The organism is Rheinheimera muenzenbergensis (genome assembly GCF_036984005.1).
In the GTDB taxonomy this organism is placed as follows: Bacteria; Pseudomonadota; Gammaproteobacteria; order Enterobacterales; family Alteromonadaceae; genus Alishewanella; species Alishewanella muenzenbergensis.
Map to the genome: position 1 here is coordinate 173,254 of NZ_JALAAR010000007.1, position 13,280 is coordinate 186,533.

General features: G+C 48.5%; 7 protein-coding genes and 1 pseudogene. 4 read left to right on the plus strand and 4 right to left on the minus strand.

The annotated features are described in order from the left end of the window. The first annotated feature begins 141 nt into the window (after positions 1-141). Positions 142-1,733: pseudogene (locus tag MN202_RS10240) on the plus strand (AbgT family transporter). A gap of 77 nt (positions 1,734-1,810) precedes the next feature. Here MN202_RS10240 and MN202_RS10245 read toward each other — a convergent pair. Continuing rightward, positions 1,811-2,836, minus strand: a complete 1,026-nt coding sequence (locus MN202_RS10245; protein ID WP_335736022.1) for a LacI family DNA-binding transcriptional regulator — start codon at positions 2,834-2,836, stop codon at positions 1,811-1,813. Positions 2,837-3,243: 407 nt separating this feature from the next. Between MN202_RS10245 and MN202_RS10250 the strand changes: the two genes are divergently transcribed. Beyond that, positions 3,244-5,895 carry a TonB-dependent receptor gene (locus tag MN202_RS10250; RefSeq protein ID WP_335736023.1) on the plus strand — a complete coding sequence of 884 codons (2,652 nt, stop codon included), beginning with the start codon at positions 3,244-3,246 and terminating at the stop codon, positions 5,893-5,895. A gap of 114 nt (positions 5,896-6,009) precedes the next feature. Beyond that, entirely contained in the window at positions 6,010-7,545 is a 1,536-nt protein-coding gene (locus tag MN202_RS10255) for a tryptophan halogenase family protein (RefSeq protein ID WP_335736024.1), read from the plus strand. Between the two features lie 29 nt (positions 7,546-7,574). Here MN202_RS10255 and MN202_RS10260 read toward each other — a convergent pair whose 3' ends face one another. Together MN202_RS10260 and MN202_RS10265 are read right to left on the minus strand one after the other, a co-directional pair. Then, positions 7,575-8,249 carry a hypothetical protein gene (locus MN202_RS10260; RefSeq protein ID WP_335736025.1) on the minus strand — a complete coding sequence of 225 codons (675 nt, stop codon included), beginning with the start codon at positions 8,247-8,249 and terminating at the stop codon, positions 7,575-7,577. Positions 8,250-8,403: 154 nt separating this feature from the next. After that, the gene (locus tag MN202_RS10265) at positions 8,404-9,471 is read right to left on the minus strand and encodes a sulfite exporter TauE/SafE family protein (protein ID WP_335736026.1); all 1,068 of its coding nucleotides are present in this window, start codon (positions 9,469-9,471) and stop codon (positions 8,404-8,406) included. Between the two features lie 320 nt (positions 9,472-9,791). On the opposite strand from MN202_RS10265, the gene MN202_RS10270 reads away from it, so the two are divergent. Beyond that, a complete protein-coding gene (locus MN202_RS10270; protein WP_335736027.1) occupies positions 9,792-10,517 on the plus strand; it encodes a SapC family protein in 726 nt (241 codons plus the stop codon). Between the two features lie 60 nt (positions 10,518-10,577). On the opposite strand, the gene MN202_RS10275 is transcribed toward MN202_RS10270, so the two are convergent. Next, complete coding sequence (locus tag MN202_RS10275) at positions 10,578-13,157, minus strand: family 20 glycosylhydrolase (protein WP_335736028.1); 2,580 nt, start codon at positions 13,155-13,157, stop codon at positions 10,578-10,580. Positions 13,158-13,280: the final 123 nt, after the last annotated feature.

Consider the following 13,280-nt stretch of genomic DNA (forward strand, 5'->3'; position numbering starts at 1 on the left):
TAATTCGTACGTGACAGCCATTTTTTCTATAAAAAGAATAATCTTTCAGGGTGTTAGTAAGATAATTAGTAAATATTGAGTAAAAGTACTAATTATCCTGAGTGCTGTCGCACAGAGCAAGGTCTACACAGAGGATTCAGTATGTCAGCGCCTGACAATACGTTAGCAGTAAACAATACAAAGGGTAGTTGGTTTAACCGTTTTTTAGCTACGGTAGAGTGGTTGGGTAATTTGCTACCGCACCCGATTACCCTGTTTGCCTGTTTTTCAGTGTTTATCATTCTGCTAAGCGGCATTTTAGGCGCTTTGGACGTTAGCGTTGCAGATCCCCGGCCTCTGGGGGCCGCAGGTCGGGCGCCGGATGGCATGATTGAAGTCATTTCCCTGTTAAGTGCCGAAGGTTTACAGCGTATTGTCACCGGCTTGGTAACTAACTTTACTGGTTTTGCCCCATTGGGCACGGTATTGGTTGCGTTACTCGGTGTGGCTGTAGCCGAGCATTCAGGGTTGTTATCGGCTGCTATGCGGGGGCTGGTATTAAAAGCACCGGCAAAATTGGTAACGTTGACGGTAGTTTTTGCCGGGGTAGTATCAAATACCGCTTCTGAGTTGGGTTATGTGGTGCTGGTACCTATGGCAGCGATGATTTTCCATTCATTGGGGCGTCACCCGTTGGCCGGGCTCGCTGCTGCTTTTGCTGGAGTCTCTGGGGGCTACAGCGCGAATTTGGCGCTTGGCACTATAGATCCACTGCTGTCGGGTATTACTACCGAAGCGGCTCATATGATAGATCCGGCATACACCGTTGGTCCCGAAGCTAATTACTTCTTTATGTTTGTCAGCACTTTTATGATTGCAATACTTGGTGCAGTAATTACAGAGAAGATTGTTGAGCCTAGATTGGGTAAGTTTGACCCGGCTGGTGCTGCGGAAGATTTACAGCAGCAGGATTTGCAAGCACTGACTGCAGCAGAAAAGGCTGGTTTACGTAATGCCGGTATCGCATTGTTGCTAGTTGTAGCGGTGCTGGTGCTGACGATAGTGCCACAATTTGGTGGCGCACTATTGCACCCGACAACTGGCGAGCTGGCCGGTTCGCCGTTTTTAAAAGGCATAGTCGCGTCACCTTTGCTATTCCCGGTTTTGTCTACGGCAAAACAGTTGGCAGCATGAAAAACGATAAGGACGTTATCAATGCCATGTCCAAAGGCATGAGTACCCTGGGCATGTACATAGTGTTGGTGTTTTTTGCTGCGCAGTTTGTCGCTTTTTTTAACTGGACTAATCTTGGCACGGTACTGGCGGTTAAAGGTGCCGCGTTGCTTACAGCCTTGGGTCTTGATGGCCCGGAGGTGTTTGCCCTGTTTATTTTAATGTGTGCCATGGTTAATTTGTCGCTTGGCAGCTCTTCAGCACAATGGGCAATAACAGCGCCTATTTTTGTGCCAATGCTAATGTTAATTGGTTATGCGCCAGAAGTCATACAAGCGGCCTACCGTATTGGTGACTCTGTAACTAACTTGATTACGCCAATGATGAGCTATTTTGGGCTTATTCTTGCAGTAGCCAGTCGCTATCAAAAGAATTTGGGTATTGGTACTTTGGTTGCAACAATGCTGCCTTATTCCTTATTCTTTTTACTGGGCTGGACCATTTTGTTTTACATCTGGGTATTTTTATTCGGTTTACCGGTTGGCCCTGATGCACCAACCTATTATCAGGTTGCAGGCTAGGTTAAATAGTTACTTAAACCGCTGTTTAACTAGACAGATAAGAGTAATAAAAAACCGCACTTAGGTGCGGTTTTTTATTACTCGCTGACAGCGGTAGACTCGCGCACCACCAGCTCAGGAATAAACACCGGCTGTTTGTCTGACAAGGTTTTGCTGGCGTTGGGTTTGGTATGGCGAAACAGCAGCTCGGCAGCTTGCTGCGCTATGGTGACGTTGGGCTGATGCGCTGTGGTGAGCGGTGGCCAGGTTTGGCGTGAGAACGGGCTGTTTTCAAAGCCGGCTATCGCCAGTTGTTTTGGTATCGCTATATTCATTAAGCGGGCGGCAAACAAGGCACCGGCGGCAATTTCATCGTTACAGGCAAAAATAGCGCTGGGCTTTTTAGCCAGCTGCATCAGTTGTTCTGCACCTTTAACGCCGGATTCAAACGAATAACTACCCGGTACAATAAACTTCGGGTTGGGTGCAATACCCCGCTTGGCCAGAGCGGCTTGATAGCCAGCTAAACGCTCACCGCTGGAGCTGTGTTCTTCGTCACCACATAAAAAGGCGATATCGGTGTGGCCCAGCTCTAACAGGTGATTGGTAATTTTAAAAGCTGCGGTAAAGTCGTCTACCAATACGCAGTTGCTAAGCTTGGGTGACGGCGTTGAACCCGAAATAATACGGATAAACGGCAAGCCAATTTTTTCCAGTGCCTGGGCAATATGCGGCATTTCGGAAAACGGCGGCGTTAATACCAGGCCAGCCAGCCGGGAATGCTGCACCAGATCCAGCACTTCTTGCACTATACCCGGCGATTTAGCATTAGTCGGGTGAATAATCAGCTCATAGCCATGCTTGCGACAGGCATCCAGCATGCCGCGTTGCATATCAATCACGTAATAAGCATTGGGGTTGTCGTAGATATAGCCAATGCTAAACGAGCGGCTGCTGGCCAGGTTGCGTGCGGCGGCATTGGGCTGATATTGCAGCTCGTTGATTGCGGCCATCACTTTATCAAAGGTGTCTTTACGTACTGAGGGTTCATTATTCATCACCCTGGACACGGTTTTAATCGATACGCCGGCCTGGCTGGCTACGTCATTAATGGTTACTTTCATTGGCAGATCCCGGCTCTTATTAGAGTTTATGACAGCGCTAGTCATTTATTAGATCAAATTGAACTAATGGATACCTCTTTTTTGACCAAACGGCAAATATTTATTGCTTATTTTTACTACGACTTTTGGCTAACAGAATGGAAATAGGTCTTTTTTATGCATAAGTAGCTGTATTTGCTTGTTAAAAAAAATATGTTGTTGTTGTCTGAACAGTGGCAGCATCACCAGCAATAGCAAGTAATATATTTAGCAAGCTTGTTTGAATGCGCCAATGTCGTTTAAAAATTCGTCGAATTCGGTTTGCAAAGGCAAAATTTTTTGTGTATGTTAAATTCCAATGACAGCGTTGTCATGGTTTGTCCGGGAAGTAAAACAGCAAATACGCAGAACAGGAACGGGAGAGTAATATGCAGCACAATAAAATAAATAAATGTGCATTAGCAGTTAAGCTAAGTTTGTTAGTGGGAAGCGCCGCATTAAGTATGCCAGCTCTCGCTGCTGATGAAGCTGCGAAAGAACAACAAGTTGAAGTGATTCAGGTGCGCGGTATTCAACGCTCGTTAAGCGAGTCTATGAATACAAAACGCTTCTCTGATAGCGTTGTCGATGCAGTGTCGGCAGTAGATATCGGCCAACTGCCAGATCCTGATGTTGGACAGGCGCTCGCTCGGGTGCCGGGCGTGACAGTTAGCCGTGCTTTTGGTCAGGGTAGTTCAGTAACTATTCGTGGTTCAGATCCGTTAATGACGCTGACAACGCTGAATGGCCAGAATGTAGCTTCAACCGGCTGGTATGATCAAATGAATATCGACCGCTCTTTTAACTATGCTTTATTACCACCAGAACTAATCGGTGGTATGGATGTATATAAGTCGACACAAGCTAATTTGGTTGAAGGCGGTATCGGCGGTACTGTCATCGTTAAAACACGTAAACCACTAGACATGTTTGCTAACACAGGCGTTGTTTCAGTAAAAGGCGAATATGGCAGCATTAATGAGAACATCGCGCCTGAGATTTCAGGCTTGTACAGTTGGAAAAATGCTGACGAAACTTTTGGTGTTTTAGTATCCGGTGCCTATGTTGACCGGGAATATCTGCGTCGCGGAACTGAAGCAGATCTAGACTGGGGTGGTCGCTCTTCCATTCAACCATCAAGCTTTCTGCAAGAGCAAACCCGCGAAGCATTGGACCTGACATTACAATATCGCCCCAATGACAAGTTAGAACTTGGCGCGCATATTATGACATTGGAGCTTGGAGCCGACAGTCTTGGTGCTAACATGTACATCAATACCGATACTGACTGGGGTGATGGCCCATCTAATTGTCAAAAATTTAACGCTGCCGGTGTATGTGTGATCAGTGACACACCGGATAGCCGTGCTTCGAAAGTATTTTTCCAAAACTGGGCCCGTTTAGGAAAAATGACTTCAGATACTTTCGAGTTTAATGCTAAATATATTGGCGATGGCTATACGTTAACGGGTATTGCGGGTACTACTGAAGCCAAGGGCGGCACAGAAATGACAGCCAACTTTGGTTACGGTTGGTGGGGTGACAAATTTCATCAGGTACAATGGGCGGGCAAGGTAGATGCAACCGGTAAGCAGATTGATATCAATGGCCGTGATATGAGTTTTGGCATTGATCAGCTGGATACTAATGTGGAAACCGCACAATGGACCGGAACCAAAGGTCCTAACTCCGATAAAGAAAATTACTTGCAGCTTGATTTGGCGTTGGATTTAGATCATAGCGTTCTGAATAAGTTTGAAACAGGTGTGCGCTATACCACCCATACCTTTGAGCGCAAAGAATACCGGGCTATTTACGATCAAACTAAAACAAATTCATTTAAATCTACCGATTTGTATAAAGGTACTATGGATCTGGGTTATGCCGGTTACACTATCCCGAAAGGCGATGTTGATGCCATGATCAATGCCACAAACTCGTTGGTGAGCAAGTTTGGCTACAGCCGGCCCGGATATGGAAAAATTGAGGAAGATAATTTCTCGCTGTACGGTATGTTCTCCTTTGCCGGTGATGGTTTCCGCGGTAATTTTGGTGCGCGCTATATCAGCACTGATGTGACCTCTTCTGGCCATGTTATCGATGGCATATCTTCTGATGATCTAGGTGTCAATACGGGTTGGAGTGCGAATGTTCAGCAAGTGAAAGGCAGTTACAACGACATATTGCCAAGTTTCAATATCCTGTTTGATTTGTCGTCTGAGGTTATTTTACGTTTTTCAGCGGGTCAGGCTATTACACGCCCAACCTACGATACGTTGTTTACTGCCAGTATCTCCGGTTACCCGGATGACAGGCGCGGAAATGAACAAATAACCTTTGGTAATCCAAATCTGAAGCCGATGAAGTCCTCGCAGGCAGATTTAAGTCTGGAGTATTACTACGGCGCAAGTAACTTGCTGTCTGCAACCTTGTTTGTTAAGGATATTAGTAATTTCATCGTAGCTAATACCTTATTCGACCAGCAAGTTGGCGCGATAAACAACGATCTGGAAGTACCTGCTGATAACTGGACAGTCAACAATTACGTCAATGCTGGTGGCGGTACCATTGAAGGTGTCGAATTGCAGCTGAACCATAATTTTGACAATGGTTTTGGTATTGCTACTAACTATACTTTTGCTGAAGCTAAAGCACCGGGTGAAGTGTACACTGATCGTCTGTCGGTATTCACCGAGTCATCCAAGCACAGCGGAAACTTTGTTGCTTACTGGGAAAATGTGGATTACTCAGCACGATTAGCTTACAACTGGCGTTCAAAATACATGGTACGGGAATATGGTAAGTACTATGGTAACCGGATGCATGATGACTACGGTTCACTGGACTTGACACTAGGTTGGAACATCACTGACTATGCCAGAGTGCGTTTAGAGGTGGTGAATTTGTTAGCCGAGGATGATGTTCAATACGGTGCGGCTGGTGTCAATTCTGATGTTAAGCCTGCACTTAAAGATGGTTTCCCTGCGTGGTCATTTAAAGGCGAAACAACTTATAAACTGGGGTTAAACTATAGTTTCTAAGTTGCAGTTAAACAAAAAACCAGCTTCGGCTGGTTTTTTCTTGCTTCGCAACTGTACACCTTGTTAGGTGTCATGTTGTTACTGACAGAAACCGAGAATTGCAGGTAATTGTTGATGAAAATTAAAAGAATTGCGATTGTTGGTGCAGGTACGGCTGGTTGGCTGGCGGCCAACCATCTGGGGCATGAGTTTCGAGCCGACCCCGATGTACAAATTGTGGTAATAGAGTCTGCAGATGTACCGACAATCGGTGTGGGCGAAGGTACCGTGCCTTATATTATGAAAGGGTTGGAGCGTTTTGGTATCAATGAAGCAGAATTATTGCTGCAATGCGACACCACTTTTAAGCAAGGCATTAAGTTTGTTAATTGGTTAGATAAAGAGATACACGGCGATAATCATTATTATCATCCGTTTGATAGTCCTTATCCGGCTGGTTTCGACATTACACCTTATTGGTTAACCAAGCGGGAGCAGATACCTTTTGATGATGTTGGTATTCAGGCCAGATTTGCCGAGCTTGGATTAGCACCAAAAACGCGCCGGTCAGTCGGCTATCAGGCACCATTGGCTTATGCTTATCACTTTAATGCAGTGAAGTTTGCTGCGCTCTTAGCTAAAAATGCCAGGCAGCGTTACCGGGTGCAACATCAGGTTGCGACGATAACGGGGGCTGAGCTCGATGACCATGGACTTATCCGCTGTTTAACAACCAGCGAGGGTGCTGCACTACATTTTGATTTTTACGTCGATTGCAGTGGCTTTGCATCGGTGCTAATTGATAAAACCTTGCAGGTACCTTTTATCAGTAAAGCTGATGAATTGTTCACCGACCGGGCTCTGGTACAGCAAGTTCCACTAGAGGCCGACGCAGCGCTGCCGCCCTATACTACGGCTACGGCTCACAGTGCTGGCTGGATTTGGGATATTCCGCTGACAACCCGGCGTGGTACAGGTTTTGTGTATTCCAGCAAGCATATGGCTGATGATGAGGCGCGCCGTCAATTTGCGGCTTATCTGGGAGTGGACACGACTACCTTTGCGCCGAGGCAAATTTCGATGCCGATAGGCTACCGTTCCACGTTCTGGCAAGGAAACTGTGTGGCTTTAGGGCTGGCTCAGGGCTTTGTTGAGCCGTTGGAAGCGACTTCTATTCTGGTGACGGATTTTGCAGCAGAAATGCTGGCGCGGCATTTCCCGCGCCAGTATGACGATATCACTGTTTGCCAGCCTTACTTCAATAAGGTGCTGCGTTATGTCTGGGATGGAGTTATTGATTTTATCAAGCTGCATTATTTTCTGTCTGATCGGCAAGATTCCGCTTTTTGGCAAGAAAACAGAGATGAGTCAAAGCTGTCTGAGCAATTAAAAAGCCGTTTGGCAATGTTTAGGCTACGCCCACCGCAACAAAGCGACTTTTTTAGCCGGTTCGATTTGTTTAATGAAAAGAACTTTTTGTACGTCTTGTACGGTATGAAATTTCAAACCAATATACAGCCGCTGACGGCAGATGAAATCAAACAGAGTGAAAGGTTGTTACTTAGCAATCAAGAGTTAGTAGCGAATGCGGGCCGCGATTTTGTATTACATCAGCACTGGCTTAAAGATTTCCAGCAAGCCGCCAGTTTGTCGACTGTCGGCAGCGCATAACAGCGCTGCCGACATGTCGACAACTTATATCATTGACACTGTAAAGCTTTGTAGCACGTCGGACCTGCACCATGCCAATGGCTGGTGGTGGCTTCATTGGTTCTTGCCATGGAGTTTGCGGACGAACAAGCTGAACCCGCAGAGCTGAGTGGCGCACTCGCAGGGATCGAGCCTGTGGGGCAGGTTGAACCGTTAAAGGCAGTGGCATATTGCCAAGTCAGCGCATTGGATGACAGAGGTTGTTGTGATTGCACACGGGGATTGGCATTACAGTTGGGCAATTCAACCCAAACCATCCGTGACTCCATCCGGCAATTGTACTCTTCTGTGCGCTCTACCTGACGTGTTAACTGTTCTGAGCTGCGTAAATGATATGTAGCGTGCGGCGACATGCCTGGCGCACCGTGAGTTATCGTATACTGGCAATTGTGCTGCGGACCATGAGTGGTCGTAACAGTGGTTGGGAACAGCGCAGGGTTGCTGGCATAAGTGCGGTTATAGTGACAAGCGGTATAAGGCTCATTGACCAATACGGTACGATAATCACATACCCGCACTTGACGTTCATCCCAATAGCCGCAACCCTGACTTACCACCTGATCATGGAACTCAGGCTGGGTTAGCGTTAACAAGCCGGATTGTTTTTCATCTGCATTTGCAGCCATACTGAAAACCGCGAAAGCGGCATAAATCAACCATTTCATTATCTATTCCTTAACGTTAGTTTATTAAATGTACTGCAAGTTAATTATTGGGTCAAAATGACAGCGTTGTCAATCGTTGATTAATGTTAGATGAATTAAAGTGCGGCTAGTTAGCGGATGAGGATCGAATGGCGAAGGCCTGGTAGCGGCAACTTTATTTCACGCCGCTGGTCTGGGATGTGACAGTGTTGGTGTCGTTTACAACGTGACGCTCAACAGCGGCATTCTCACTACGATAGCCAACCAGTTTAGCGCCCCAGCGCCTTAGGTGCTCAAAGCCGAGTAAACAAATGCCTACAGCCAGGGTGGATAGCAGCATGCCGCTGAGGCCCAAACTGGCGCGTTCGGAATACAGGGTCCAGAAAAACTGCAGCACACATAAAAAGGCTACTACCAGCAAGGTTGGTTTACGGCCAATTAGCGCAACGATATATACCCCCAGCGGCGCACCCAGCGCGACTACCGGCGCAGCGGCCAGCCAGTTTTCAAATACACCTGGCTGCATGCCGGTGCTGAGGTTTTTTACAATAACGCCAAGCACTGAGGTAAAGGCCATAATGATGACGGAGGTGGGAATGGCAATTTTTAAATCAGTGCGGCAAAGTAGCACCAGAGCGGTATACAGCACCATATCGATACCAACGCCGGTCACTGCGGCCACCGCTGCGCCTGCGCCTAAACCCAGCCAGCAGCCGACGTTAAAGTCCCATTTTTCGTTAAATTCGGTCATACCGCTGTGGCCGGCAATTTCGTTTAAACGGTACAGGTGTAATAAACCGAAACTGGCCCAGACCACGGCAAACACCAGTTTAATCCACAAGCCGGGGATATAGGGGGCTATCAACCAAATACCGAGCGGTGTGCCGATTAGGCTGCCCAGCATGGCGCCTTTCAGCATGGCCCAGGCAATGGGCTGACGCCGTGCCAGTATAAAAATACTGGCGCTGGTCATGCCGATAGCTTGCACGGCAAAGCTGAAATCACGCCCCAGCGTGGCGGGTTGTTCAAATAGCAGCACCAATACCGGAAAGCCAACAGTGCCACCGCCCATCGGGGTAGATCCGGCGGCATAGCTGCCTATGGCCATAGCGACAGCAATGGGCCAGTGGGCTTTGGCCTCTGGCCAGTAACCTAAACCGATAACCAGATATAACCAAACAGCATAAAAGCCGGCCAGCCAGACTAACCACAGCCACAAATGTTGTTTTAGTTTTTGCTGCATCGGATACCTCTGGCAGTACGCAAACCTATGTTATATCGATGAATGGCTAACAATGCCAGTGGCAACACTGTACGACGGGCTGAAGCTATACTGGCATGAAAATGACAGCGATGTCATCAACGGCTTTATTGTGTTGCTTATCAGGCCGGTTACCCTTGGCTAATTAACTGCACTTTTGCCACAGTTCAGCTGTTGATCCGGCGCGCAACTTAGCGCATGATAAGGCCGCGCAGCTGATGGCAACAGCGTTGACCCGCATCATCTAACACAGTTTGCCAGCAGCACTATTATTATCCAAGAACAGAATGAAAGAGCAGTTTATGACTTCTACGCCAAAAGTTGTGCCGTTAAAAAAAGATCAGCACGCCCAAACAAAAATTAATAATAACAATGCTTTTGCCCATATCAGCAAAGAGCATATGTTACCTGTGGTTGTGCACGAATTCGTGGTTGCCGGTGCCGAATTTCCGGTAGTATTTATTAAAAATCAGGAACTGTTGCAGCCGGTTGCTTTATTGGGACTTAATGCCCAGCAAAACCTGTTTATTAAAGATGAAAAGTGGCAGGCGCACTATGTACCGCGCGCCATCCGCAATTACCCACTGGTACTGGTAAAAGACAATACGCCTGAGGGCGAGCGTCTGGTAGTGGCACTGGACGAAGCATCAAGCCGTGTAAGCCAGGAAGATGGTTTTGCCCTGTTTAATGAAGACGGCAGTGAAAGCGAATTCCTGACCTTCCGCAAACAGCAGATGGCAGAATACCTCGACATGGGCGTGGTTACCCGCAACTTTATCGATAAATTACAAAGCATGGATCTGATTAAAGAGCAGGTACTGACGCTGACAATTAAAGGTGAAGAGCGCCGTATTACCGGTATTTATCTGGTTGACGAAGCTAAACTGAACGAGCTGAGCGATGAACAGTTCCTTGAGCTGCGCAAAAACGGCTATTTAACGGCTATTTATGCCCAGCTGATGTCGTTGCAACATACGCAAAAACTGGTAAGAAAAATCGCTGAAGCAGGCGAAGCGGTTAGCGCTTAATTTCGGCAACTGTTTGCTGCCGTAAAAATAACCCCGGTTTTAACCGGGGTTTTTTATTGGTTACTGCGCGCTGTCAGCGGTTGCCCGGACCGGGCTCAGGTCGACACTGCGGCTGGTGACCGCGCCAGCTCTGCTACGAAACAGCAATGACTCGGCCGGCAGCACGCTCTGGCCGCTATAGGCTTGCCAGTTTTTACCGCCATCCAGGCTGAATTCAATGCTTAATCCCGGCAGGGCGGTATTAATGGTTAGTTTGTTGTTGTGCCAGCGCGCGCCCGGTGGTGGCAGATAATAGCTGCTGCCCTGTTTGGCTAAGCGCGCAAGTTCAACTTGTGCCAGCCGGCTGGCAAAACTGCGCCAGTCAGTCTGCCTGCTGTTAGTGTCATTGTTATGCTCCCAGCCAGCTTTATGCCAGGCGCGTTCGGCCAGTGCCAGTAAGCGCGGATACATCATTTGTTCCAGTTGTTCAGCGGTGCGGATGGTTTCGGTCCATACCTGACCCTGAATGCCGACGATATTTTCTGGCTGCAGTAGCGGCGGCAAAGCACGGCCGAGCAGCTTCTCTAAATCAGTGATGTCAGCGCCATCGCGGGTAGTGACGGCATTGGCGTACAGATCATCCGGCATAAAGCCAAAGACAGTGTCGATACCGGTAAAACGCGTGGCCCAGTAGTAGCCACGTTCTTGCGGGTGCGCTTCGTGCGGGTGGTCGAAATACAGGTGAGTGCCGGGCGACAGGATCACCTGGTAGCCGTTATTGGCCAGCCGGTAAGCGCGATCGGCTACACCCCATTCCCAGATGTTATCCCAGGCATTAGCCAGGATGCGCGGGTTAGTAAGTTGTGAGCGTTCAAAGGTATTGAGCTTGTCGTACATCAGGCCGTCTTCCCAGCCAGCCAGTGCTAGGCCACGCTGCGCAGTAAGCTGTGCCAGCTGACGGACGAAATACGGCTTTAGGTCGGCCACACCGCTGACGCCATTGCCCGGTGCGGCAAATAGCTGCTGACAAGCAGCCGAGCTCTGCCAGGCGCCTGCGGCAACTTCGTCACCGCCCATATGAAAAATATGCAAGGTCTGGCCAGCCTGGCGATACAGCTGTTGTAACTCGTAAATCACTTTGTCGACAAAAGCATAGGTAGACGGCAAACATACATTAGCTGCATTGTCGGTATAGTTTTGAACACTGATGTATTGTGAGCTGTCGCCGGGCTCTGCCAGTAAATAGGCGCGGGCAGCGTCGGGCTGGCCTAAAGCCATTAGCCGGTTGTAGCGCGCATTCATTGCGACAATGGCCGCTCTGGCGTGGCCTGGCAGGTCAATTTCCGGGATCACTTCAATATGGCGCTCGCCGGCGTAGCGCAAAATCTCAATAAAATCGACGGTGCTGTAATAGCCATTGCCTGAGCCTTGCTTGTGCGGGCCTGTGCCAAGCTGGGTTAACAGGCATTGCTGCTCTGTCAAATCAAAGCAGCGATAGGCGCCGACACTGGTCAGTTCGGGTAAGCCGGGAATTTCCAGCCGCCAGCCTTCATCTTCGGTCAGGTGTAAATGCAGCTTATTTAGTTTGTAGCGCGCCATATTATCAATCAGCCGCAGCGTTACGTCTTTGCCATGGAAATTACGCGCCATATCATAGTGCATGCCGCGCCAGGCCGCGCGTGGCTGGTCGGTGATATTACCCTCCGGCAGCAGCCAGTCATCGCCTTGCTGCTGCAGTAAGGCCAACAAGCTTTGCACTGCATAAAAGGCACCGGCGTTGTCTTTAGCGTTCAGGCTAATACGTTTTGCGCTCAGGCTAAGCTGATAGCCTTCTGCAGCCAGTGGCAAGGCCGGCGTTATCGTCAGCTCTATCAGCGGTTGTTTGCTGTCTGCGTTACTGCCCAGTTCAATACCCAGTTGTTGTAACTGCTGTTGCAAATAGCGTGCTTCGTGGCTGGCGGCACCGGAAAACTCCAGTTGCCAGTGTGCACCAAGTTTAATGCGCTTTTTACTGAAGTTAACCTGCTGCGGAGTGGGGATAATACGCAGCGCCGGATTGGCGTTGCTGTTGTGTGTGCCATTCAAGGCCAGATTGCTGGCAAAACGACGCTCAGGCGTTGCAATGGCAACCAGATCCGGGCTGCCGAAATTGCGTTGTAACTGGGCATCGCGGGTTAATGGCAGCACAAACTGTTGCAAATCTTCAGTGTCGGTGTTGGCGAATACTTCTGGTTGTAGCGGCTTGCTGACAATAAAAGCGCGCGGCATAAAGTCCGAATAACTTACCAGCCAGGGAGCCGACTCAAACACCAGTTGCACCTGCTGCCCGGTTGCTAAACCGGCAAAGTCGGCGGTTGGGCTCAGGCTGTGTAAGTCACCTTGTACATGCTGAATACGCAAGCCCTGTTGCTCTGTGGTATCAACACGGCGGATCAGATGAAAGTAAATTTGCCAGTCGTGCTGGCCGGCAGGTAACGCAACAGATGAGTTGTTGTGCAGTACTATAGCGGCCCGAAAGCGACTGGCCTCAGCCAGCTGATTAGAATCAACCGCGAAGTGCAGTGTGCTGCCTTTGGCAAAATCGGCCAGCTGTTGTTGGGTCCAGTTGGTGGCCCAGGTTGGCAGGCTAAACAGTAGTAACAGTAAGATCAGTATTCGCATTGCTTTTCCCCGTTGATGCCGACATGTTACTGCATGTGCCGGAAGTTAAATTGTTTGCTGGTTTAATTATTTAACTCATTGTTTAACTTTGTTTTTATTTCATGATAGTTGCAAGCTAGCATA